Consider the following 23,886-nt stretch of genomic DNA (forward strand, 5'->3'; position numbering starts at 1 on the left):
TAATAAATTTTTAAGTTCAAATACCACTACATAATTGGAATTTGGAGTTTCAAAATTAGAATTTAAAAAATAGAAAAATATGTTATACTATTTATTTGAATATTTTGACAAAACATTAGATATACCTGGAACTGGAGTTTTTCAGTATATCACTTTTAGATCGGCTTTGGCTTTAATGCTTTCGTTGCTTTTATCCACGATTTACGGAAAACGTATTATTAACTTTTTGCGTAATCAGCAAGTTGGTGAAACAGTTCGTGAGCTAGGTCTTCAAGGGCAAAATGAAAAAGCGGGAACACCTACAATGGGAGGTCTGATTATCATTTTTGCAACTCTTGTGCCTGTTTTGTTATTCGCTCGTTTGCATAATATTTATATTGTATTGCTTATTGTGACTACACTTTGGATGGGAACAATCGGCTTTATTGATGATTATATCAAAATATTCAAAAAAGATAAAGAAGGTCTTAAAGGAATTTTCAAAGTAATTGGTCAAGTTGGTTTGGGAGTAATCGTAGGTACAGTTCTTTATTTTAATCCAGCAGTTACAGTTCGTACAGATACAGGAAGAACAGATGTTTTTAAAGCATCGCAAAATACAACCATTGTTTTGCCGGCTCCTGTTGAAGAAAAATCAACTGCTACTACAATTCCTTTTGTAAAAAACAACGAATTTGATTATGCCGAATTATTAGCTTGGACAGGCGATGGATATGAAAAATGGGCTTGGTTGATTTTTATTCCAGTTGTTATTTTTATTATCACTGCAGTTTCTAACGGAGCAAACTTAACTGACGGAATCGATGGTCTCGCAGCCGGAACCTCCGCGGTATCCGTACTCGCTCTCGGGATATTTACATTCGTTTCGGGAAATATCATTTTCTCTAATTATCTGAATATAATGTACATTCCTAATTCGGGGGAAATGACAGTTTTTATATCTGCATTTGTTGGAGCTTTGATCGGATTTCTTTGGTATAATTCTTATCCGGCATCTGTTTTTATGGGAGATACAGGAAGTTTGACTATCGGTGGAATTATTGCAGTTTTAGCAATTGCCGTTCGTAAAGAATTATTGATTCCATTATTATGTGGAATCTTTTTAGTGGAGAATTTTTCAGTGGTTTTACAGGTGAGTTATTTCAAATTCACTAAAAAGAGATACGGCGAAGGACGAAGAATTTTCCTGATGTCGCCTCTGCATCATCACTATCAGAAAAAAGGATATCACGAAAGTAAAATTGTGACTCGTTTCTGGATTGTTGCAATTATGTTAGCCATTTTATCAATCGTTACTTTAAAGTTAAGATAGATGAGGCTGGTAGTCTTAGGAGGAGGAGAGAGCGGTGTAGGTACTGCTATCCTTGGGAAGAAAAAAGGATACGATGTTTTTGTGTCTGATTTCGGAAAGATAAAAGAAAGCTATAAAGAAGTTCTTATAATTAATAAAATAGCCTGGGAAGAAGAACAGCACACAGAAGATTTAATTCTGAATGCTGATGTGGTAATGAAAAGCCCAGGAATTCCTGAGAAATCACCAATCGTGAAAAAGCTGATTGCGGCTGGAGTAAAAGTGATTTCGGAGATTGAATTTGCAAAGCCTTTTACAGAAGCTCTTACAATTGGAATCACGGGAAGTAATGGTAAGACAACCACAACAATGTTGACTTATCATTTGTTAAAATCAGCTGGATTGAATGTTGGTTTAGGAGGTAATATAGGTAAGAGTTTTGCCTGGCAGGTAGCCGAAAATAAATTTGATGCATACGTTCTAGAATTAAGCAGTTTTCAGTTAGACGGAATAATAGATTACCGACCGGATATCGCGATAATAACGAATATAAGTCCGGATCATTTAGATCGATATGAATATAAATATGAAAATTATATCAATTCGAAATTCCGAATAACGATGAACCAAACCGAAAGTGATTATCTCATTTATGATGCAGACGATGAGGCAAGTGCAGAATGGTTAAAAAATAACAAAACAAAAGCAAAATTAATTCCTTTTTCATTGACCAAATCATTTGACGAAGGGGCTTCTATAAATAACAACAAAATGGAAATAAAGATCAACCAAGAAGAGTTTACAATGGACACGGAACACATTGCGTTAGAAGGAAAACATAATATGAAAAATGCAATGGCAGCAAGCTCTGTAGCAAAATTGATGCAAATTAGAAATGCAACAATTCGCGAAAGTTTATCTAATTTTCAAGGTGTTGAACATCGTTTAGAAAAAGTACTAAAAATTCAGAATGTACAGTATATCAACGATTCAAAAGCGACAAATGTGAACGCAACTTTCTTTGCTTTAGATAGCATGAATGTTCCAACGGTTTGGATTGTAGGAGGTGTTGATAAAGGAAATGATTACAACGAATTAATGTCATTGGTACGTGAAAAAGTAAAAGCAATTATCTGCCTAGGAATAGATAATCGTAAAATTATTGATGCTTTTGGAAATGTTGTTGACATTATGGTTGAAGTGAACAATATGAATGATGCAGTTAAAACTGCTCAAAGATTAACAGAAAAAGGTGATGCTGTTTTATTGTCTCCAGCCTGCGCAAGTTTCGATTTATTCGAAAACTACGAAGACAGAGGGAAGCAGTTCAAACAAGCGGTTCACAATCTGTAAAATAGTTTTAAGTTTCAAGTTTCACGTTAGGAGAAATTTGAAACTTGAAACAATGAAAAACTGAAACAAAATTAAAATGAAAGAGCTAGTAAACAAATTAAAAGGAGATAGAGTAATATGGTCATTCGTGGCTTTATTAGCACTGTTTTCGTTTATGCCTGTTTTTAGTGCTAGTAGTAATTTGGCCTATATTGGTCATGGAACTGGGAATACTTTGGGGTATTTGGTGAAACATTTGGCTCACATTTGTATTGGATTCCTGATTATTTATTGGGTGCATAAAGTGCCGTATCATTATTTCAGAGCGATTTCAAAAATTGCTTTACCAATAGTTTGGTTCTTATTGCTTTATACATTGTTGAAAGGAACTGTTATTGCAGGAGCAAACGCGAGTCGTTGGATTCAGGTGCCGTTTATCGGAATTACATTTCAGACTTCGACTTTGGCTTCTATCGTTCTGTTTATTTTTGTAGCACGTTATTTGTCAAAAAAGAAAGAAGAAAATGAGCCTTTCCAAGTGTCGTTTATACAGCTTTGGATTCCGGTGTTTATTACATTGGCATTGATTTTGCCAGCGAATTTCTCGACCACAGCATTGATTTTTGCAATGGTTTTAATGCTAACGTTCATTGGAAAATATCCACTAAAACATATTGGGATTATTATCGGTTCTGGAATTGCTATGCTGATGTTCTTTCTTTTGGTTGCAAAAGCTTTTCCGGATTCAAGATTTTTCAGCAGGGTTTCAACCTGGGAAAGTCGTATTATGAACTTTACAACGGATAAACCTGATGAGGATGATTATCAGATTGAAAAAGCTAAAATAGCAATTGCGTCTGGAAAATTAGGCGGTTTAGGTCCGGGGAAAAGCGTTCAGAAAAACTTTTTGCCACAATCATCTTCCGATTTTATTTACGCCATTATTGTTGAAGAATATGGATTAGTAGGAGGAGTTGCAATATTGATTTTGTATTTATTGCTTTTGTTTCGATTTGTTATAGCATCGCACAAAGCCAATACATTATTTGGAAAATTAGTCGTTGTCGGACTTGGATTTCCAATGATATTTCAGGCGATGATCAATATGGCAGTTGCAGTTGAATTATTGCCGGTTACAGGACAAACATTGCCACTGATAAGTTCAGGAGGAAGTTCGATCTGGATGACCTGTTTAGGCCTCGGAATTATCATCAGCGTTACAAAAAAAGAGGAAGAAATTGCTGAAGAAAAAATAGAGAAAGAACGAAGAAAAGAAGCGCTTCAAAGATTAATTGACAAAGAATTAGCAGAAGAGGATTTACCTGCTGATGAAGTATATGAAGAAGAGGCAATGTATTCAATCGAAGATAATTCAAGAAATCCGATGAATGCAGTTTTAAATAGATAAAATTAAAATATAAAGATTTTTTAAAAAGTTGTAATTTTTAGAAAGATGACAAAGTATAAATTCATACTTAGCGGAGGAGGAACAGGAGGACACATTTATCCTGCAATTGCGATTGCAAATGAATTAAAATTACAATTTCCTGATGCGGAATTTCTTTTTGTAGGTGCCAAAGATAAAATGGAAATGCAAAAAGTGCCTCAGGCTGGTTACGAAATAAAAGGGCTTTGGATAGCGGGTCTGCAAAGAAAATTGACCTTGCAAAATATGATGTTTCCTTTGAAATTGGCTTCGAGTTTATTAGAGTCAAGACGAATTATTAAAAAGTTTAAGCCAAATGTAGTAATTGGAACTGGAGGTTTTGCCAGCGGACCTTTATTACAAGCAGCAGGCGGAGCGGGAATTCCAACTGTTATTCAGGAACAGAATTCTTTTCCAGGTATAACAAATAAATTGTTAAGCAAAAAAGCAAATGCCATTTGTGTTGCTTACAAAAATTTAGAGCGATTTTTTCCAGCTGATAAAATTGTTTTGACAGGAAATCCGGTTCGTCAGGATTTAATTGATATTGAAAGTAAACGCGATGAAGCAATTACTTTTTATGGTTTAGATCCGAATAAAAAAACATTGCTGGTTTTAGGTGGAAGCTTAGGTGCAAGAAGAATCAATCAGTTAATTGAAAAAGAATTGCAAAATTTTCTTTCGCAGGACGTTCAGGTAATCTGGCAATGCGGAAAATTATATTTTGAAGATTATAAAAAATACAATCAGCCAAATGTAAAAGTGGTTGATTTTATTGAAAGAATGGATTTTGTTTACGCAGCGGCCGATGTGATTATTTCGCGTGCTGGAGCATCATCGGTTTCAGAATTATGTATTGTCGGGAAGCCAGTAATTTTTATTCCGTCGCCAAATGTTGCTGAAGATCATCAAACTAAAAATGCGCAGGCAATTGTTGATGCCAAAGGTGCTATTTTATTGAAAGAATCAGAATTGGATAATGAATTCAGTATTGTTTTTGAAGCACTTCTGAAAGATGAAGGAAAACAAAAACAATTAAGCTCAAACATAAAAAAACTGGCAATGCCAAAAGCTACACAAGATATTGTAGCGGAGATTGTGAAGTTAATTAAATAATTAAAATAAAGTCGAAGGTTTATAGCCTAAAACTTAATGCTTAAAGCAAATTAAAATGAATTTAAATCAAATACAAAACGTTTATTTTATTGGTATTGGAGGCATCGGAATGAGTGCACTGGCCCGTTATTTCAAATATATCGGAAAACAGGTTTCAGGTTACGATAAAACGCCGTCAATGCTAACAAGTGAATTAATTGAAAGTGGTATAGATATTCATTTTGAAGATAATATTAATCTAATTCCGACTGATTATTTTGTAGAAAATACATTGGTGATTTTTACGCCTGCTGTTCCAAAATCACATTCAGAGTGGAATTATTTTATAGAAAGAAATTTCGAAATTAAAAAGCGTGCCGAGGTTTTAGGAATTATTACCAAAGACACTTTTAGTTTCGCAGTGGCAGGAACGCACGGAAAAACAACAACGTCAAGTATTCTGGGGCATATTTTATATGAAAGCGGTGCTGATGTTACAGCATTTGTGGGCGGAATTGTAGAAAACTATAATTCAAATTTAATTGGAACCGGAAAAACGGTAACAGTTGTTGAGGCTGATGAATTTGACAGATCGTTCTTGCATTTGCATCCAAATATTGCCTGCATAACTTCAATGGATGCAGATCATTTGGATATTTATGGAACAAGTGATGCTATCGAAGATTCTTTTAGAGAATTTGCTTCAAAAGTAGAAGATAAAAACAATCTTTTTATAACGAAAGAATTGCCGTTAGAAGGCGTTCAGTGCGCTATAAATGAAGATGCAGTTTATAAGGCTTACAATGTTCGAATTGAAGACGGAAGTTATGTTTTTGATGTTCAGACACCGTCAGAAATCATAAAAGATCTTCATTTTGGATTGCCTGGAAAACACAATTTAATGAATGGACTGATGGCTATTGCGATGGCTAAAACGTACGGCACCCCGACCGACGCTATTGCAAAAGCCATTGCTTCATTCAGAGGAATCAGAAGACGTTTTTCTTATCAGATTAAATCGGATAAGTTAGTTTATATAGATGATTATGCACATCATCCAACAGAAATAAATGCTGTTCATCAAGCAGTTAGAGAGTTGTATCCAGGAAAGAAAGTTCTGGCGATTTTCCAGCCGCATTTATTCAGCAGAACAAAAGATTTTGTGGATGGATTTGCAGAAAGTTTGTCAAAATTCGACGAAGTATTTTTAATGGACATTTATCCTGCAAGAGAACTTCCGATGGAAGGTGTGACTTCAGAATGGCTGTTGGGTAAAATGACAAATTCGAACAAACAAATTGTTGCAAAAGAAGATTTATTGGCAAAAATAAAAGCTAATGATACGCCAATAATTGTAACAATAGGAGCAGGTGATATTGGAGAAATGGTACCGTCAATTAAACAAATATTAAATGAAAATATTTAATTGGACAAATATTAGATTAGTACTTATTTTCGGATTAGTTCTTTTTCTATATTCCTTCGCGCAACATCGAAATGGAGATAGAAAATTGAAGAAATCTATGGTCGTTTTTGTAGGAGAAAATGCGCTTTTTGTAAAGGCTGAAACGGTTAATAAATTGTTGATAGAAAATAAAAGAGACGCTTCCAGTATTAGAAAAGATGAACTAGATTTGAATAAGATAGAAAAAACCCTTGATACGCAAGACATGATTGAGAAGTCAGACGTTTTTGTAAGTATCGACGGCGTTCTAAAAGCGGTAGTAAAACAGAAGACACCAGTAGCGCGAGTTTACGATGGTGATCGTTCTTTTTATATTGACTATGAGGGAAATAAAATGCCCTTATCAGACAATTTTACAGCGCGAGTTCCTCTTGTTTCGGGGGCAATAAATGAAAAAAATAACGAAGATTTAGCTGCTTTATTTCGCACAATTTATGACGATGCGTTTTTGAAAAAAAACATCATTGCAATACAAATTATGCCTAATGGCAGCCTAAAAATGTTTAATCGAAACTTTGATTATGTCATAGATTTTGGAAGAACGATGAATGTTGATAAAAAATTTAGAAACTATAAAGCGTTTTTTCAAAAAGCAGTTTTAGATAGTTCGTTATACAAATACAATAAGATTGACCTTAGGTTTACGGAACAAGTAGTTTGCACAAAATAATAGAAAATGGAAAAAGATAACATTGCAGTAGGTCTAGATATTGGAACGACAAAAATAGTTGCCATGATAGGCAAGAAGAACGAGTATGGCAAATTGGAAATTTTGGGTATCGGAAAATCCAAAAGTCTGGGGGTTGCGAGAGGAGTTGTAAACAATATCACGCAAACTATTCAGTCAATTCAGCAAGCAATACTTGAAGCAGAAAACAATTCAGGTTATAAAATTAAAGATGTTGTTGTGGGAATTGCCGGACAACACATCAGAAGTATTCAGCATACAGATTACATCAGCCGTAATAATCCAGAGGAAGTTATTGGCGAAAAAGATATTCAGCTTTTAATTGATCAGGTAAATAAATTGGCTATGTTGCCGGGTGAAGAAATTATTCACGTTTTGCCACAAGAATTTAAAATTGACGGACAATCTGAGATTAAAGAGCCAATCGGAATGTACGGTGGAAGATTAGAATCTAGTTTTCACGTTGTAGTTGGTCAGGCTTCTTCAATCAGAAATGTTGGAAGATGTATTCAGAGTTCAGGAATTGAGCTTTCAGGATTGACTTTGGAACCATTAGCTTCGGCAGATGCAGTTTTAAGTCAGGAAGAAAAAGAAGCTGGAGTTGCGTTAATTGATATTGGAGGTGGAACTACGGATTTGGCCATTTTTAAAGATGGAATTATTCGTCACACAGCAGTTATTCCTTTTGGAGGAAATGTAATTACAGATGATATAAAAGAAGGCTGTTCGATTATCGAAAAACAAGCAGAGCTTTTAAAAATAAAATTCGGATCAGCTTGGCCGGGAGAAAATAAAGACAACGAAATTGTTTCTATTCCTGGTTTAAGAGGAAGAGAACCAAAAGAGATTTCGCTTAAAAACCTTTCGAAAATTATTCACGCACGTGTAGTGGAAATTATAGAGCAGGTTTTTGCTGAAATTAAAGCTTACGGACACGAAGATCCTCGCAAAAAATTAATTGCAGGAATTGTTCTTACAGGTGGTGGCGCTCAGCTAAAACATATTAAACAATTAGTAGAGTATATTACCGGAATGGATACCAGAATTGGATATCCAAATGAGCATTTAGCCGGAAATTCAAGCGAAGAAATTTCTAGTCCATTGTTTGCAACAGCTGTTGGTTTAGTAATGAATAGTATTGAAAACAGTACTCAAAGTGCTGTTCGAATGGAAATTGTAAATGAGCAACCTAAAGTTGTTTACAGAAATGCTCCAGTTCAGCAACAGCCACCAGTACAGCAGCGATACGAAGTAGAAGAAAATTACGTTGAAAGAGTAGAAACTATTGAAGAACCAAGAGAAACAAGAACAAATAAAGTAGAAGCAGAATCTACAGAAACCAAAATTAGGAGATCATTTTTTGACAGATACGTCGATAAAATCAAAGATTTTTTAGACAACGCTGAATAAATATAAGCCGAATAGAGAAAAGAGAAAAGGATTACTTTTTGCCCCAAGTCAAGAAGTAAAAAATGTACTAAATAAGAATTAAAAAACCAAAAAGATGATGAGCAACTCAGAATTTGGAAGCATTTCATTTGATTTGCCAAAAAACCAATCAAATGTAATCAAAGTAATAGGTGTAGGTGGAGGAGGTAGCAATGCTATCAACCATATGTTTAAACAAGGTATTAAAGGTGTTGATTTCATCGTTTGTAATACCGATTCACAAGCACTGCAGAACAGTTCGGTACCTAACAAAATTCAGTTGGGTATGAATTTGACAGAAGGTCTTGGAGCAGGTGCAAATCCTGACGTTGGACAGCAGTCTGCTATTGAAAGTATTGCTGATATCGAAAAGATGTTAGACCGTGGTACCAAAATGGTATTTATTACCGCTGGTATGGGTGGTGGTACCGGTACAGGTGCTGCTCCGGTTATCGCACAATTAGCAAAAGAAAGAGAAATCTTAACAGTGGGTATCGTGACGATTCCGTTTCAATTTGAAGGGAAAGTACGTCAGGAGCAAGCACTTTTAGGAATAGAAAAATTACGTAAACAAGTTGACTCTTTGATCGTAATTAATAATAATAAATTAAGAGAAGTTTACGGGAATCTTGGTTTCAAAGCTGGATTCTCTAAAGCTGATGAAGTTTTGGCAACTGCCTCTAGAGGTATTGCTGAAGTAATTACGCACCACTATACTCAAAATATCGATTTACGCGATGCTAAAACAGTTTTGGCAAACAGCGGAACGGCTATTATGGGATCTGCGGTGTCAGAAGGTGAAAACAGAGCAAAAGATGCGATTGTATCGGCATTGGATTCTCCATTGTTAAATGACAATAAAATTACAGGAGCCAAAAACGTATTGTTGCTTATCGTTTCTGGATCTAATGAAATAACGCTTGATGAAATCGGAGAGATCAATGATCATATTCAGGCTGAGGCTGGTTACAATGCAAATATTATCATGGGAGTTGGTGAAGACGAAGCTCTTGGTGAGGCTATTGCTGTAACTATTATCGCTACTGGTTTTGATGTTGAACAGCAAAACGAAATCGTAAATACAGAGCCAAAGAAAATTATTCACACGTTAGAAGATGAGCAGAGAAGTGTTCATAATTTAACAAATAGACCACTTACTTCTTTTGATTTGAATGCTGAAACACCTACTGCAAAATCGGAAGATAAGGTTGTTTTTGATTTAATGGAAGATACGGTTGCTCCCGTAGCTCAAACTTCAGTTGTTCCGGTTACGCCGCCAACAATCAATCAGGAAGAATTGGTAGTAATGTCTGAGTTTATTAAGAATCTTGATGTGACTTTTGAAATCGTTTCTCCAATTACAGATATCGATTTTAAAATTTCTGCACCAGAAGTGCCAGCTTACCAAGAAGTAAAGCCAGTACAGCAAAGAACTTTTGAAAAAGAAGAGCAAACGACTTTCTCATTTGATTTACCTCTTTTTAGAAGTGAACCTGAAGTTAAAAAAGAACCAGTTGCTGAGCAGGAAACTAAAATCATGTTTGAGTTAACAAACGAAACTCGCAATATTAAAGTAAACGATCCGGTTTCATTTGTTCCGGTAACTGAACTTTCTGATAACGGTATTATCAAATATTCGTTAGAAGAATATATGGAAGTTGAAAATGAATTGACAGCTTCAAAACCAGTTGAAAAAGTGGTTGAAGATGTAGTTCCTGAGGAATTAAACATTACGTTGAAACCAAGAGTTGATTTTGCAAGCCAGCCTGATTTTACAACAACTGCAGAAGTTTCTCCAATGGAATTGACAATTGAAGAAACATTGCGTTTACGTGCCGAAGAAAGAAGAAAGAAACTAAAAGAATTTAATTATAAATTCCATAACAATGTTTCTAGAATTGATGAATTGGAAAAAGAGCCAGCTTACAAAAGATTAGGAATCGATTTGTCGAATTCTCAGTCAAATAACACCAATTCGAGAATTTCAGTTGGAACAGACAGTAACAACGATTTGCAATTGCGTTCAAATAATTCATTTTTGCACGATAATGTAGATTAGTTTTCAAAATCTTAATATTTAGGATAGCCCGAAAATTGGATTTAATTTTCGGGTTATTTTTTTTATCTTCGCACAGAATTTAGAAATTTGACTTCCTAAATAGGTTTTTAAAGTGAATCTTATTATCAGTTCGAGCGAAGTCGAGAACAAATTCCAAATTAATATATCAATTAGTAAGCGTTGCTTATTCAAATAAAATAAAAGATGAGTTTACAGACACAAATCATGGAAGAAATTAAAACTGCCATGAAAGCAAAAGATACAGTAGCTTTAGAAGCATTAAGAGCAGTTAAATCTGAATTATTATTAGCTTCGACAGCATCAGGATCTAAAGAAGAATTGTCAGAAGACGAAGAAATTAAATTACTTCAAAGATTAGTAAAAACTCGTAAAGAAAGCGCAAGAATCTTTACAGAACAAAATCGTCCAGACTTAGCTGAACCAGAATTAGCTCAGGTGGCAGTAATCGAGAAGTTTTTACCAGCTCAATTAAGCGAAGAGGAAGTAGAAGCTGTTATAGCAAAAATAATTGCTGAAACTGGAGCTTCTGGAATAGCTTCAATGGGTAAAGTTATGGGATTGGCATCTGCGAAATTAGGCGGAACTGCTGAAGGAAAAACCATTTCTACAATTGTGAAGAAATTACTTTCGTAATATAATTTTAGATTTTAGTCCCGATAGCCATCGGGACAGATTTTAGATTGAATTTGAATTCTAAAGTCATAAATCTAAAATAAAAATGACCTCGTAGTTCAACTGGATAGAATATCAGATTTCGGCTCTGAGGGTTGGGGGTTCGAACCCCTCCGGGGTCACTATAAAAGCGCAAGTCTTATCTTTTAAGACTTGCGCTTTTTTATTATGCAATTGTCCAATATCTATGAGACAATTTTATGAATAAAAAAATAACGGTTAATTATTTATCAGTTTTCTTCTTATAATTCTTAATCAGTACAAAAATCGAAAATAAAAAGACAACAATATAAATAATCGCCAGACCTGGCTTTTCAAATTTTAGCGTTTCAAAGTCAAATTGCTTAAACAATACTACGCCTAAAATGATTGCGATAATCGAAAAAGTAAATCGTAATGCGCTTTTGTTTTCCATATTTAATGTTTGATTGTGATTAGTAATTCTTTTCTGATTATTAAGCTAATATAATGAAATATTTTAATTCCGATTTCCTATTTTAGCAAAGTAGAGGACGACAGGTTCTTCAATCCCAAATCAAATTTAAAATATGTTTGTTTTCTTCTTTATCGGAATCTTGATTGCTTTAGTATTAGGAGTAGTTGTTTTCAGAATCATTGAGCCTATTTATCTGTTGATGTTCAATAAGCCATTATTTTTGTTTTGGTACCCAATTTTAAAACAAATTGATCCGAGAGATAAGACCATTTTGGAAGGCGAATTTCCATATTATTTTAATTTATCGGATAAAAAGAAAAGATATTTTGAACATCGGGTAGGGTGTTTCATTGAACATTACAATTTTGAAGGAAAAGAAATTGAAGTCACTCAAGAGATGAAATTGATTATTGCCGGAACTTACGTAATGTTGACTTTCGGAATGCGAAATTACCTACTTGAGCTTTTTGAAAATATTATTATTTACCCAACAGCCTATTATTCGACAATCAATCAGGCGTATCACAAAGGAGAATATAATCCGAGGATGAAAGCCGTTGTTTTTTCATGGGAAGATTTCCAAAGCGGACATAAGACGCAAGATAATATTAATCTTGGGTTACATGAATTTACTCATGTTCTTCATTTTTATTCCAGAAAAAGCTCAGACCCAGGAGCTGTGATTTTCTTTGATGAATTTACCGAAATCGAAAAGTATTTCGATGATGAATATTTAACGAATAAACTTAAAGAAAGGAATTATTTTAGAGATTATGCGTATACCAATAAATTTGAGTTTTTGGCTGTAATTTTGGAGCATTTTTTTGAAACGCCTGAAATCTTTAAAAAAGAATTTCCAGAGTTGTTTGAACGTGTCAAATTAATGATAAATTATAGCGAACTTTAGAGTCCGCTTATTCTTCCAATATTTTTTTGGTATCTACAGCGTTGTTTTCCTGGTATAATTTTCGGCCAATTTTTCCCCTATCACCAAGAGCGCGACCTTTTATCAGCCAGGCAATTCCAAAGGCAAAAAGAGCAATAGTTTCGAAAACCAAAGTGGAATACGCAAACAGTTTAAATTTTTCTGAAATAGGCACCAGAATCAGTGATCCCAAAATCGTATAACCGCAAAATCTGTAAATATTATTTTCGTTTAAAATGCTTTTAAAAGTTCTAGTTTCGCCTGTCTGACCAATCGTAAAAACATTGATCGCGAGTAAAGCCAATACCAAAAAGAAAACTCCGGCAAAGCCATAATGAAACCATCCCAACCAAGTTTTTGTTGATGGAATAAACGTGTATATTTTTTGTGAAAAGTCAGATGGGTTTGTGGGAATTAATGCGACACCAATTGCCATAATTCCGGCAATATTGGTCAGTAAATTATCATTTTTCCAGATAGAAGCATTTCCGTGGCCTTTGTACCGAATTAAAAATAAGCCGACAGCAGATAAAGTTCCGGTGAAAATTTCCCTCAAATTAGTATAATAATAATCACTGATGGAAGGTTGTATAGAGGTTTGAAAAAAAGAAACAAGCGAAAAACCAACCAAAAGAATAGGTAGACTTATGCCTAAATACCCAATGGCGCGCCTGATTCGTCTGTAGGTGAAAATATCATAATTTTCAATTTTGATTTCTTTGATACTTATTTTCATAACTATTTCATTTATCGAAAGATAAAGTTATGAGAATATTTTGTAAGTATTTGATAATTAGTATGTAAAAAAATATGTGTTAACCCGTTTAAATCCGCGTTATCCGTGCGCCATTAAAGTTTATTTTCGAGAAAATAAATTCTCGACAACCCAAGCCGGGCCAATTAATAAAAACTGAAGATCTTTTAAGAAAGAAGGTTTTTTGCCTTCAATATTGTGTCCGTAAAATTGTCCAATCCAAGCGATAACAAAAACACCAATCGAGAACATCCACAACGGAACAAAATGGCCGATATAATAATTTAGAATTAAACAAATTCCAGAAAAAACGGCAATTTTAACCGCCATTGCAATCGATAATCGGATATAAAAAACGAGAACCAAAAGTAAAACTACAAAAGCCCAATTCTCAATAACTGGTGCATTCAGTTTTAAAGTATTAGCAATAATTCCGCTCGGAATACTCATTAACAAACCAACAATCGAAAAGAAAATTGCGGGAACGCAAATGTAATGTATCGCTTTGTTTTTAGGGTTTTGATGACTTACGGCATATTCAGCAAACCATTGATCTAATGTTCTCATTTTTTGTGGTTTTAAGTTTAGATGCGTAAATCTAATGAAATTTTTTTTAGGTTTTACCGTGTTGTATTTTCATTATTTCATCGACAATAGAAATGGCTTTTTCTAATGTAATTCCGTTTTCTTGGTCTATCGTCAAAGGATGATTTTCTTCAATCATTCTTATTTCAGGAATTAAATCTAAGCCTTGTTCAATTGCAATCGATTTTAAAGATAAAGTTTCACCGTAAGTAGGTACATTGGTTTGCATCCAACCAAAATAAGGTTCTTGATTTACTCGGTTTGGATCTTCCCATAAATCCATTCGTAAGCAGAAATTATCTTCACTTATCGTAGTCCATACATTAAAAACCAAATCTTCATGATAATCAATTATCGGAATTGTCAATCTCCCTTGATGGAAAAAAAATTCTTCATCTATATAGCACCAACTTCCTCCATATTCAATTCGTTTTTCTCTTTCTTTTGGCGGAATAGTAAAATAATAAGCAGGGAATTCGTTTCCAAAACACAAAGGCATTTGATTAAAAATTTCTCCGCAGCAGGAACATTTGTAGGTATACATTTTTTTAGTTTTTTAATAAACTTACGTTCTGATTGTATTGAAAAACATTATCCCAAAGTTCATCAATTGTGATAAGTGCTTCTTTAACCGGAATAACTTCCCACTTTCCATTATTTTCTACACCAAGTCCAATGCTTTTTAATTTTAATAAAGCATCGTTGACATCAAAATCCAAATCGGTTTTTAATTGGATTTTAAACCAGGATTCGATTTGAGAATCGAGTTCTTCTGCGCTTAATGGTTTGTCGCTTTTATGTAAAAACGAATAAGCCAAAATAGTTTCTTTCATTACTTCTTCTTCAGACGAATTCAAAAGCGAATAAAATGCGCCACTGTTGTTTCCGAGATTCTTGAAATACAAACTATCAGAAAGCATTTTAGAATATCGGATTTTTTTGTTTATGAAATTATTGTATTGGCGGAAACAATAGGCAGACAAAATTCCTAAAGCAATTAATCCCTGATTAAGAGAAGTTTTGCTGTTCAATAAGTCAATGGTTTCGCCCGTTTCATAGGCATTATACATGTTGATTAAAGCTGGAATAACTTTGGCACTTAATAACGAAATTCCACCAAAAATCCCCGGAACCCAAAGCAGCATTTTGTCTTTGACAGACATTTTCGGAATCGCATTTGGGAAAATCGTTTCAAGATCGTTTTTCGGAACACGCTTAAAGATTTTCAGTGCAATTGAACCTGGATCAATTGGCATTTTGCCTAATTTGACTTTCTTTTTATTTAGAAAATCTTCATCGCTGTAGTTTAAATAAACTAAAACACGATCATAATATTCAATTTCGATATCTTTTTTCCAGAAGAAATATTTTTTGACTTTTTCTTTTGCTTTATGATGCCCGCGCGCGTAGAGTTCAAAATCTTTGAAAGCATTAAAATCAATGGAAAGATTTAACCCAATCAAATCCGAATCGTTGAATGCCTCATCTAACGCTTTCTGATCAATTCGGTAGTAATTTCCACGTTCTAAAACAGTAAGAAGTGTTTCTTTGAAAACAGAAAAATCACTTTTGCCTATAAATTGTTTACGTTCTTTTTTACTCAAATCGGGATCAAATAAAGCATAATGCTGCTTTAAATTCCTATTAAGATTAAAAGATTCGTAATGATAGTAATGCTCAATTATATCAAACAATTTTTTAAAATCAGCTATTTTTTCCTGATCTTCAGAGAAAGCATTCATTTGCTGCTCTAATAAGAATTCTTTGTTGAACGGAATATAATGTTCTAGGGTCATGTCGATTTTTGGGCTTTTATGCGTGGCGTTTAAAGAACGCAAAAATACTGCCTGAAATTCGATTTCGAAAAAGTTTTTTGGTTAGTAACAGTATTTTAACTTCAAAGTTTGCAGTTTTACTGATTTAGGAGAAATTCTAAAATAAAAAAGTAAGATTTCGAAACACAACGCTGTGCGAAGTCTCCTGACTTCGCGTCGTTGTTATATTCCGTTTGGGATATTTTTATTTTTTTGTGGATAATTGTAGTGGGTACGAAGTCAGGAGACTTCACACAGCGATTATCGAATTTTAAAAGAACACTTCGTAGAGCTGGGTTAAATAATCTTATAATGTGGAAATTTTATTTTTTAGGGCTTCTACATAATTTCCGTATTCAATTAAAATATCTGTTTTTTTTGCGGAAGTGAGTATAGATTTTTTTAAAGTTTGTTTTAACTCTTTGTCTTTATTAACAGCTTTCTCAATATTAAAATTCACATTTTTACTTTCGTCATAAGTTAATTCATAACCATTCTTTTGAAGTTGTGATTTCACATGGCTTATTGTGAAAAAGTCTTCCATTGTAGAAGCGGGTTTGAATATATCTGCATAGCTTAACCAATAATTTTTATATTCTGGATAATTTCTTTCGAAATCTATTCTTTTCTTATTTGAGGTTTCATCTGAGTCAGCAACGATTATAAATTTTTTCTTTGCTAAAATAAGAATCTGGACTAGTGTTTCGACTCCAACAATACCACTTAAATAGACTGTTCCATAGGTATTAGTATCAAATTCAACTTTATTAAAGTTAATATATGCAGTGAACAATTCTTTATCAAGAAATCCTTCAAAAATTATATTCTTTGGTTTTAGACATTCAAAAATACTTGAGCCTATTGCACGTCTCAATAACTCATCTTTTGTATAGGGAGCGTTAATATCCTCTCTTTTTATAGTTGTAACATCGTCTATTTTTTCTACTACTAGATGTCTATCTAGATTCTCTGAATCAATCATGTATTGTGAATGTGTTGAGTAAATAACTTTTGATTTCTTACTTATCTCAATTAATTCATCTTTAAGATATTTAGCACTTGTTGGATATAAACTTTGATCAGGCTCGTCAATCAATATTATGTCATTTTCAAACATCTTATTGGCTCTTGATCTGGTAGAGATCATTAATAAGATACTGATGAATTTTTTGAATCCGTCACTTCGATCTTCAAAATTATATTTTGCTTTATCTACAATTTTGATTAAAATTTCATCACCATTCGGAATTAATTGGATAGAAGTTCCTTTGAAATCTTTCCAAATTTTTTGAAATGTTAAAGTTACTTTTTTTGAAATTTGTTCTAGTAAATTTAAGTAATCCCCATCTTCAGCCTTTGCCATTTCAAACTCAGTTTTAATATCTTCACGACCACATAAAGCAAAAATATTTTCTAATGCTTTAAAATCTGAAGGATTGGAAATAAAATCTTCAATATTGACTGTATTAGGCAGTAGAAAATTATCATTATGCTGCCAATAGTGGCATTTTAAAGGATTGGCCCCATATAATTCTTTTACAATTTCAAATGTTCTGCTGATAAGATTAAAGCTTGACATTCCTGAAATTGCTGAATTTGAAATGGTATTATCTGCAATAAAAAGTTGTTTTTCTAATTCAAATTCAGAGCCAGCATATCTCCAATATGAAAACTCAGGTTTTTGGTTTTCAGAAATGTTAATCTGAAGAAGTAGACATCGAAAGACTTTTTCTATAAATTCGCGATACGATTTACCACTTTTAAAGCTTATATTTTCAAAGCCTTTATATTTTTTTCTGAATCGTTCTTCAATTGTTTTAAAATCAGAGGGAGTTAGGTTGAAAACTGCTCGAATATAATTTTCGGTAATTTTTTCATTTTCAATTCTTTTTCTTTTGTCCTTGTCTGAAACTTTGTAAATGGCAAAAAGTGAAGAAATCGCTTTTAACACATTAGTTTTTCCAGCTTCATTTTTACCTAAAAGAACTAAGCAATTATGATTGAATTTTATCTCTTCATCTTTAATAGATCTGAAGTTTTTGATATGTATATGACTAAGATTCATGGTTTTTATTTGAAAGTTTTAATATCGTTTTTGGTTAAATCATTTTTTTTATTGTTATAATTATTTGGAAAGTAAGAGTTTTAAAAGGAAACTTGAAGTCCAATTACTTTTTTTTTTTAATCACTATTTACTAATCAAAACCTTTATGGGAAATGATAATTTTAAAACAATTATACCAATAAATAAAGATTTAACATCAAGTACTTATACGTGTTTTTATCGAAGCGTTTAGGTCTTTTCATGAAGTGGTTGGGGTATTTCGCGAAAAGCTTAAATAGAAAGGTTAAAGTTTTAGGTTCTAAACCTAAACGATTATTTGTCAAACCTAAAATTTTACATCAAAGAGCCAAAAGTTTTGGGTTAGCGACCTAAAAAAATAACGAAGTAACTTAAACACTTCATGAAAAGATCTAAACAGAAGATGTTTTGGTTAATAAGCATAAAAAAAACCTCCTAATTTACTTTCAGGAGGTTTCGTTTTTAATATTGTGTTGTATTATGATGTTGGTTCGTCAGTAGGTTTTGCCGAAGAAGTTCGCGGAAAAAACTGCGCCAGTTCTTTCACTTTTACTTCAAACCCTGTGGCTTTGCTTCCTGCTTTGTATTTGCTGTAATCGTAATCAGTTAACGCAGCGTGATAACAATCGTAATCGTGAAGAATTTTATTGTTTTTTAAGTTGTTCAGCAAAGCTTCTAAACGCATAATAGTGTTTTGCAGGAACTCTCTTGAGTCGCAATCATTTTGAAATTCTGTCCAATCAACATCAGGACTGCTCATTGTGGGTTGGCTGTTTCTAAAATCTTTGACTTTGTTAATGAACAGTTTGTTTTGCTCGTTTACGCTTCCGTACTTAGTGCGTTCTTCGGGAGTTAAGTTTTTAAAATTTGCAGTGAGCGAATTCTCCATGCTCATCATTGAAGCAATAACATTAGTTTTTTCTGCATCAGTGTAATGAAGTCCGTTGAGGTTTTCTAAAGGCATACTCTTTTTGATTTAAGTTAAAAAATAAATTGTTACCTGTAAACTTAAAAGACGATTACGATACCTAATGACCCAAATGCGGTTTAGTTGTGATAATTTAGGTTAAGAATAATATGGTATTGTGGATAATTGAAATGGGCACGAAGTCAGGAGACTTCGCACAGTGATCATCGAATTTTAGAGGAACAGAGGACACTCGCATAAGAGATAATGTGGTGACTTATATTTTTTATAAAGCATGAAAAATGTAAAGTCAGAGACATCTCCATAAAATTCCGGAAGGAATATTTCGTTAAAAAAATAATAATTTCAAGAAGTACTGTACTTTTTATTAATAAAGTTACGTTTTAATGCATTGTAAAACAGTTTATTAGTTGTTTTTCTAGGTAAGCGGATTAACGTTAAAACTTGATAGCATGAAAGAAAATATCAGACATTACGATCCAATCTTCAAAGAGAACGCAGTCCGACTAAGTTATTTAAGAAAAACGGTTTCAGAAACTGCAGAAGAATTAGGTATCAAACCTGTAATGCTCTCTAAATGGCGTAGTGCATACCTTAAGTTTGGAAAAGGAAGTTTCCCAGGTTTAGGTATCAAAAGAGTCTATTATGAAAACAAGAAAATCTACGAATTAGAAAAGAAACTTGCAGATTCCCAATTACGATTAGAAATACTGGAAGAAGGGCTGAAATATATGCATCAGGGAAAACACGTATTATGTAATTTCATACATCAGAATAGAGATAAATACCCTTTGCTAAAGATGTGCGAAGTCTTAGGAGCTTCTCATTCCACCTATAATTTATGGACCAAGCAACCTTTTTCAAAAAGGGAAACTCGTATATATCTGCTTAGAAAAGAAATAACCTCAATATTTTTTGAATTCAAGCAACATAAAGGAAGTTTACTAATTATGAGAGAGCTCCACAAGCGTGGATTTCAAATTTCTGACGCTCAAGTGTCTTTTCATATGACACAACTTGGATTACGCAGTAAAGCAAAAAAGAAATTCAAAGCCACAACAGATTCAAAACACAATCTATATGTTGCTCCCAACTTATTAAAAAGACAGTTTAAAGTAGATAAACCTTGTGAAGTTTGGGTTTCAGATATTACTTATATCCAAATAAAAAGAAGGTTTTCGTATCTTACTATTGTAATGGATTTGTATGATCGAAAAATAGTAGGATGGAATTTGAGTTCTGTACTTTCTACAACGGTTACCACTTTAGCTGCGTTTGAAAAAGCTGTTGTTAATCGTCCAATTTCAAACGGATTAATATTTCATTCTGATAGAGGATCGCAGTATGCGAATAAAATGTTTACTAATAAATTGGGTGAATTTAAGTGCATTCGAAGTATGAGTCGTAAAGCAGATAGCAAAGATAATGCTGTTGCTGAAAGCTTTTTTAATTCGCTGAAAAGAGAACTAATTTATAAGCAAACAAGATTACTAACAACAAATGAACTGAAAATTATAATATTTGAATATATAGAAAACTGGTATAATAAAAGAAGAATACATTCTACTCTTAATTACAAAACTATAGAAGAGTTCAATTTAATAAATTAGATATATAAAAATAGCACTACTTGTAGTCTTAATTTTGAATTTATGAAAGAGATTAGAAATACTTATGAACGAGATTTCAAATTAAAAGCAGTTATGTTAAGTTATGAAAGTGGAAGTTTAGCTCAGACAGCCAGAGATTTGGATATACACAAAAACCTTCTATTTCTGTGGCGTAAGGAATTTAAAGAATATGGAACAGGAAGTTTTCCAGGCTATGGATATTTAAAGTTAAATTCTGAGGAGCAAAAAATTTACGATCTCGAAAAAAAAATCAAGGAAACAGATTCAAAGTTTGAAATGATTAAAGATGCCCGTAAGTGTATTTGCCTTGGGAAACCTTTCATTTTTCATTTTATAGCAGAAAATGAAAAAAAATATCCTATAAGGTTTATGTGCAGGACATTAGGCGTAAATAGTGGAACGTATCGAATATGGAAAAAAGGTTCTTTAACAGAAAGACAAAAATGGAAAATGGCTTTAAAAATGGAAATCAATTCGATCTTTTCTGCTTCTAAAGAAACTTATGGATGTCATCGTATTGCAGTAGAACTTCAAAAATCAGGTTATTTCGTATCACATACCACAGTGTTAAAATGCATGAGAGAATTGGGGATTTATGTATCGATTAAAAAAAATAATCAAGCAATCAGAAATCAACGAATTATTACAAATTCGCATTAGAAGGATTATTTGTCTTATTGTATTATAAATGAAACCTGAATAGACTTTTTTACTTTTTGCTGTTCTATATTTTTGATAAAAAAAAATGGCAATTACAAATAGTCATATTGATTTTAAAAATGCAGAGAAATTAGTTAAAATCGAAGCCCAAAGAAAAAAAATAATTTGGGAACGAAAAAGCAAAAAACTATTAATAATCTTAATAGTTTTTCTTCTAATCATTATACTTTTAAGAGAATAAGTCTCCTGTCTGAGCGAACGTCTAAATAGCTCATAATTTTTGAAGTTGGTTACTTTCAAGAATGTGACGTTCGTATTCAGCAGGGGCTTTTTTTATTCTACGCTGTGCGAAGTTTCGCTGAGAAAAACATAAAATAAAAAAGTGAGATTTCGAAATCGGTTCCAGCGATTTCAAATCCCACTTTGTTTCAAAAAAAAGTGACAAAATTTACCCCCACCTTCCTTGCGGAAAATGTATTTTATTTCTTATAGCAGAAAAAATTATTCATCACAATTTTAATAATAAATAAAATAATGGCTATAGGTATTTATACCTGTTTTAGTGAATGTATGTGAATTATTAGTTTGTAAATGTATTTTGCCCTCAGATCTAAATAAAAAAATAAATTCCCTTGCATTTGCTTCGGGGATTTAGCCTCAAATAAATATTCATTTCTATCTTTCAAATTAGAGAATTTACTCAAATAAAAATTTCAATTTTAAAAGTTTTTATTTAACTTTAAATTACTCAAATCTAGATGGTTATGGTAGTGGAAGTTTTTAAAACAAATGTTCAGAAAGAGGCAGATAAAAATTACGTTATTGCTGTTATCCAAAGTCAGTTTCCAGATTACAAAATTAATTTTGATCTGGAGGATTGTGATAAGATATTAAGGGTTGAAGGTGTTGATCTTGAATGTGATAATATAATTGATTATGTGCATTGTTTAGGGTATACTTGTGTGAGGTTGGATTAGAATGTAGAGAATAGAAAAGCTTGGGTCTCTTCTAGGTATTATTTTTTACATTTGTGTCCTATGAAAAAAGCATTCCAACTCTTCGATTTTACTCAAAAAGTCAATTATAAAAATGAAATATTAGCCGGTTTGACCGTCGCTATGACGATGATACCAGAATCATTATCATTTGCTATTTTGGCTGGATTTCCGCCTTTGGTTGGTTTGTATGCGGCTTTTATTGCCGGGTTGGTAACGGCTATTTTTGGCGGAAGACCTGGAATGATTTCGGGTGGGGCGGGAGCAACTGTAATTGTTTTGATTGCCTTAATGAAATCGCATGGAATCGAATATGTTTTTGCTGCTGTCGCATTGGGCGGTGTCGTTCAAATTTGTATTGGACTTTTTAAGCTTGGAAAATTTATTCGGCTAGTGCCACAGCCTGTGATGTTTGGTTTTGTAAACGGTTTGGCGGTAGTGATTTTTATGTCGCAACTGGAACAGTTTAAAACCATTATCAACGGTCAGGTTTCCTGGCTTGAGGGAACGCCTCTTTACATTATGCTAGGATTAGTTGCGCTGACAATTGCTATTGTTTTGGTTTTTCCTAAAATCACAAAAACGGTTCCGGCTTCTTTGGTAGCCATTATGGTGGTTTTTGCTTTGGTTATTATCTTTAATATCGAAACTAAAACGGTTGAAGATATTGCCTCTGTTCAAGGCGGATTTCCTCCTTTCCATATTCCGAATATTCCGCTTTCGTTTGAAACTTTTAAAATCATATTTCCGTATTCGGTTATTGTTGCTGCAGTTGGTTTGACGGAAGGTTTGTTAACGCTTAATTTAGTCGATGAAATCACCGGAACCAGAGGAAACAGTAATCGTGAATGTATTGCACAAGGAAGTTCGAACATTTTAAACGGTTTTTTCTACGGAATGGGAGGTTGTCCAATGATTGCACAAACTTTAGTAAATCTTGGCGCAGGTTCACGTGCCCGACTTTCGGGAATTATTGCCGCGTTGACTATTTTGATTATTATACTTTTTGGAGCACCAGTAATTGGGAAATTGCCAATGGCTGCATTAGTTGGTGTAATGATGATGGTCGCGATTACAACTTTTGAATGGGCAAGTTTCAGGATTATCAACAAAATGCCAAGACACGATATTTTTGTGGGGATTCTGGTTGCTGTAATTACAATTGTGCTTCATAATCTGGCTTTGGCTGTCTTGATTGGCGTAATTATTTCGGCTTTAGTTTTTGCCTGGGAAAGCGCCAAAAGAATCCGTGCCAGAAATTATATTGATGAAAACGGAATAAAACATTACGAGATTTATGGCCCGTTATTTTTTGGATCGATAACTGCTTTTATGGAAAAATTTGATATTCAAAATGACCCAAATCATGTGATTATTAATTTTAAGGAGAGTCGGGTTTCAGATATGTCGGCAATAGAAGCTTTAAATAATTTGACTAAAAAATACAATCAGATAAATAAAACAGTAGAATTACAGCATTTAAGTGCTGATTGCAGACAATTGCTCAAAAATGCCGATGCGGTTATTAAAGTAAATGTAATTGAAGACCCTACTTATAAAGTGGTTTCTTAAGATTTTATATTATCCCATAGTTTAAA

Annotated in this window: 21 protein-coding genes and 1 tRNA gene; 15 read left to right on the forward strand and 7 right to left on the reverse strand. The window is 33.2% G+C overall.

Annotated elements, in window-relative coordinates; translation table 11 throughout:
- Window positions 1-79: 79 nt before the first annotated feature.
- From mraY to GQ47_RS18905, 10 genes are all read left to right on the forward strand, one after another.
- On the forward strand, window positions 80-1,312 hold the full coding sequence (gene mraY / locus GQ47_RS18860) for a phospho-N-acetylmuramoyl-pentapeptide-transferase (protein WP_035651760.1): 1,233 nt from the start codon (window positions 80-82) through the stop codon (window positions 1,310-1,312).
- Entirely contained in the window at window positions 1,313-2,644 is a 1,332-nt protein-coding gene (murD, locus tag GQ47_RS18865; RefSeq protein ID WP_035651762.1) for a UDP-N-acetylmuramoyl-L-alanine--D-glutamate ligase, read from the forward strand. It begins immediately after the preceding gene.
- Between the two features lie 76 nt (window positions 2,645-2,720).
- On the forward strand, window positions 2,721-4,031 hold the full coding sequence (locus GQ47_RS18870; protein ID WP_035651763.1) for an FtsW/RodA/SpoVE family cell cycle protein: 1,311 nt from the start codon (window positions 2,721-2,723) through the stop codon (window positions 4,029-4,031).
- Between the two features lie 45 nt (window positions 4,032-4,076).
- Window positions 4,077-5,165, forward strand: a complete 1,089-nt coding sequence (gene murG / locus GQ47_RS18875) for an undecaprenyldiphospho-muramoylpentapeptide beta-N-acetylglucosaminyltransferase (protein WP_035651765.1) — start codon at window positions 4,077-4,079, stop codon at window positions 5,163-5,165.
- Between the two features lie 55 nt (window positions 5,166-5,220).
- On the forward strand, window positions 5,221-6,570 hold the full coding sequence (murC, locus tag GQ47_RS18880; protein WP_035651767.1) for a UDP-N-acetylmuramate--L-alanine ligase: 1,350 nt from the start codon (window positions 5,221-5,223) through the stop codon (window positions 6,568-6,570).
- On the forward strand, window positions 6,557-7,279 hold the full coding sequence (locus GQ47_RS18885; RefSeq protein ID WP_035651768.1) for a cell division protein FtsQ/DivIB: 723 nt from the start codon (window positions 6,557-6,559) through the stop codon (window positions 7,277-7,279). The genes murC and GQ47_RS18885 overlap by 14 nt, the downstream gene beginning before the upstream one ends.
- Window positions 7,280-7,285: 6 nt before the next feature.
- Window positions 7,286-8,707, forward strand: coding sequence for a cell division protein FtsA (gene ftsA / locus GQ47_RS18890; RefSeq protein WP_035651770.1), 1,422 nt, complete (start codon window positions 7,286-7,288; stop codon window positions 8,705-8,707).
- Window positions 8,708-8,801: 94 nt separating this feature from the next.
- Window positions 8,802-10,784 (forward strand): cell division protein FtsZ, encoded by a 1,983-nt coding sequence (gene ftsZ / locus GQ47_RS18895; RefSeq protein WP_035651771.1) that lies wholly within the window; start codon window positions 8,802-8,804, stop codon window positions 10,782-10,784.
- 204 nt (window positions 10,785-10,988) lie between these two features.
- Window positions 10,989-11,438 carry a GatB/YqeY domain-containing protein gene (locus tag GQ47_RS18900; protein WP_035651773.1) on the forward strand — a complete coding sequence of 150 codons (450 nt, stop codon included), beginning with the start codon at window positions 10,989-10,991 and terminating at the stop codon, window positions 11,436-11,438.
- An 87-nt stretch (window positions 11,439-11,525) separates the two neighbouring features.
- Window positions 11,526-11,599 (forward strand) — tRNA-Arg (locus GQ47_RS18905).
- A gap of 101 nt (window positions 11,600-11,700) precedes the next feature.
- Here GQ47_RS18905 and GQ47_RS18910 read toward each other — a convergent pair.
- Window positions 11,701-11,892, reverse strand: a complete 192-nt coding sequence (locus GQ47_RS18910) for a hypothetical protein (RefSeq protein WP_035651775.1) — start codon at window positions 11,890-11,892, stop codon at window positions 11,701-11,703.
- A gap of 133 nt (window positions 11,893-12,025) precedes the next feature.
- On the opposite strand from GQ47_RS18910, the gene GQ47_RS18915 reads away from it, so the two are divergent.
- Window positions 12,026-12,820, forward strand: coding sequence for a zinc-dependent peptidase (locus GQ47_RS18915; RefSeq protein ID WP_035651777.1), 795 nt, complete (start codon window positions 12,026-12,028; stop codon window positions 12,818-12,820).
- 7 nt (window positions 12,821-12,827) lie between these two features.
- On the opposite strand, the gene GQ47_RS22975 is transcribed toward GQ47_RS18915, so the two are convergent.
- The 6 genes from GQ47_RS22975 to GQ47_RS18945 all read right to left on the reverse strand — a co-directional run bounded on the left by GQ47_RS22975 (window position 12,828) and on the right by GQ47_RS18945 (window position 19,038).
- On the reverse strand, window positions 12,828-13,574 hold the full coding sequence (locus tag GQ47_RS22975) for a hypothetical protein (RefSeq protein WP_051951655.1): 747 nt from the start codon (window positions 13,572-13,574) through the stop codon (window positions 12,828-12,830).
- A gap of 120 nt (window positions 13,575-13,694) precedes the next feature.
- Entirely contained in the window at window positions 13,695-14,159 is a 465-nt protein-coding gene (locus tag GQ47_RS18925; protein WP_035651779.1) for an Mpo1 family 2-hydroxy fatty acid dioxygenase, read from the reverse strand.
- Between the two features lie 46 nt (window positions 14,160-14,205).
- Window positions 14,206-14,721: a DUF2199 domain-containing protein gene (locus GQ47_RS18930; RefSeq protein WP_081909383.1), complete on the reverse strand. Its 516-nt coding sequence runs from the start codon at window positions 14,719-14,721 to the stop codon at window positions 14,206-14,208.
- 4 nt (window positions 14,722-14,725) lie between these two features.
- The gene (locus GQ47_RS18935; protein WP_035652081.1) at window positions 14,726-15,973 is read right to left on the reverse strand and encodes a DUF3754 domain-containing protein; all 1,248 of its coding nucleotides are present in this window, start codon (window positions 15,971-15,973) and stop codon (window positions 14,726-14,728) included.
- Window positions 15,974-16,298: 325 nt separating this feature from the next.
- On the reverse strand, window positions 16,299-18,056 hold the full coding sequence (locus GQ47_RS18940; RefSeq protein WP_035651783.1) for an ATP-dependent nuclease: 1,758 nt from the start codon (window positions 18,054-18,056) through the stop codon (window positions 16,299-16,301).
- 496 nt (window positions 18,057-18,552) lie between these two features.
- Complete coding sequence (locus GQ47_RS18945; RefSeq protein WP_035651785.1) at window positions 18,553-19,038, reverse strand: hypothetical protein; 486 nt, start codon at window positions 19,036-19,038, stop codon at window positions 18,553-18,555.
- 416 nt (window positions 19,039-19,454) lie between these two features.
- On the opposite strand from GQ47_RS18945, the gene GQ47_RS18950 reads away from it, so the two are divergent.
- The 4 genes from GQ47_RS18950 (at window position 19,455) to GQ47_RS18965 (ending at window position 23,860) form a co-directional block, all read left to right on the forward strand.
- On the forward strand, window positions 19,455-20,612 hold the full coding sequence (locus GQ47_RS18950) for an IS3 family transposase (protein ID WP_081909384.1): 1,158 nt from the start codon (window positions 19,455-19,457) through the stop codon (window positions 20,610-20,612).
- A 42-nt stretch (window positions 20,613-20,654) separates the two neighbouring features.
- Complete coding sequence (locus GQ47_RS22980) at window positions 20,655-21,293, forward strand: transposase (RefSeq protein WP_051951657.1); 639 nt, start codon at window positions 20,655-20,657, stop codon at window positions 21,291-21,293.
- Window positions 21,294-22,057: 764 nt separating this feature from the next.
- A complete protein-coding gene (locus GQ47_RS18960) occupies window positions 22,058-22,270 on the forward strand; it encodes a hypothetical protein (RefSeq protein ID WP_035652089.1) in 213 nt (70 codons plus the stop codon).
- Window positions 22,271-22,330: 60 nt separating this feature from the next.
- Complete coding sequence (locus GQ47_RS18965) at window positions 22,331-23,860, forward strand: SulP family inorganic anion transporter (protein WP_035651787.1); 1,530 nt, start codon at window positions 22,331-22,333, stop codon at window positions 23,858-23,860.
- The last annotated feature ends 26 nt before the right edge of the window (window positions 23,861-23,886 follow it).

Source organism: Flavobacterium sp. ASV13 (assembly GCF_000745775.1).
Lineage (GTDB): Bacteria > Bacteroidota > Bacteroidia > Flavobacteriales > Flavobacteriaceae > Flavobacterium.

Bases quoted from the DNA above. Each gene is read 5' to 3' on its own strand.
- mraY (WP_035651760.1), top strand. From the start codon at position 80: ATGTTATACTATTTATTTGAATATTTTGACAAAACATTAGATATACCT.
- GQ47_RS18930 (WP_081909383.1), bottom strand. From the start codon at position 14,721: ATGTATACCTACAAATGTTCCTGCTGCGGAGAAATTTTTAATCAAATG.
- GQ47_RS18915 (WP_035651777.1), top strand. From the start codon at position 12,026: ATGTTTGTTTTCTTCTTTATCGGAATCTTGATTGCTTTAGTATTAGGA.
- murC (WP_035651767.1), top strand. From the start codon at position 5,221: ATGAATTTAAATCAAATACAAAACGTTTATTTTATTGGTATTGGAGGC.
- GQ47_RS18925 (WP_035651779.1), bottom strand. From the start codon at position 14,159: ATGAGAACATTAGATCAATGGTTTGCTGAATATGCCGTAAGTCATCAA.
- GQ47_RS18900 (WP_035651773.1), top strand. From the start codon at position 10,989: ATGAGTTTACAGACACAAATCATGGAAGAAATTAAAACTGCCATGAAA.
- GQ47_RS18945 (WP_035651785.1), bottom strand. From the start codon at position 19,038: ATGCCTTTAGAAAACCTCAACGGACTTCATTACACTGATGCAGAAAAA.
- murG (WP_035651765.1), top strand. From the start codon at position 4,077: ATGACAAAGTATAAATTCATACTTAGCGGAGGAGGAACAGGAGGACAC.
- GQ47_RS18960 (WP_035652089.1), top strand. From the start codon at position 22,058: ATGGTAGTGGAAGTTTTTAAAACAAATGTTCAGAAAGAGGCAGATAAA.
- GQ47_RS18885 (WP_035651768.1), top strand. From the start codon at position 6,557: ATGAAAATATTTAATTGGACAAATATTAGATTAGTACTTATTTTCGGA.
- GQ47_RS18950 (WP_081909384.1), top strand. From the start codon at position 19,455: ATGAAAGAAAATATCAGACATTACGATCCAATCTTCAAAGAGAACGCA.
- ftsZ (WP_035651771.1), top strand. From the start codon at position 8,802: ATGATGAGCAACTCAGAATTTGGAAGCATTTCATTTGATTTGCCAAAA.
- GQ47_RS22980 (WP_051951657.1), top strand. From the start codon at position 20,655: ATGAAAGAGATTAGAAATACTTATGAACGAGATTTCAAATTAAAAGCA.
- GQ47_RS18935 (WP_035652081.1), bottom strand. From the start codon at position 15,973: ATGACCCTAGAACATTATATTCCGTTCAACAAAGAATTCTTATTAGAG.
- ftsA (WP_035651770.1), top strand. From the start codon at position 7,286: ATGGAAAAAGATAACATTGCAGTAGGTCTAGATATTGGAACGACAAAA.
- GQ47_RS18910 (WP_035651775.1), bottom strand. From the start codon at position 11,892: ATGGAAAACAAAAGCGCATTACGATTTACTTTTTCGATTATCGCAATC.
- GQ47_RS22975 (WP_051951655.1), bottom strand. From the start codon at position 13,574: ATGAAAATAAGTATCAAAGAAATCAAAATTGAAAATTATGATATTTTC.
- GQ47_RS18965 (WP_035651787.1), top strand. From the start codon at position 22,331: ATGAAAAAAGCATTCCAACTCTTCGATTTTACTCAAAAAGTCAATTAT.
- GQ47_RS18940 (WP_035651783.1), bottom strand. From the start codon at position 18,056: ATGAATCTTAGTCATATACATATCAAAAACTTCAGATCTATTAAAGAT.
- murD (WP_035651762.1), top strand. From the start codon at position 1,313: ATGAGGCTGGTAGTCTTAGGAGGAGGAGAGAGCGGTGTAGGTACTGCT.
- GQ47_RS18870 (WP_035651763.1), top strand. From the start codon at position 2,721: ATGAAAGAGCTAGTAAACAAATTAAAAGGAGATAGAGTAATATGGTCA.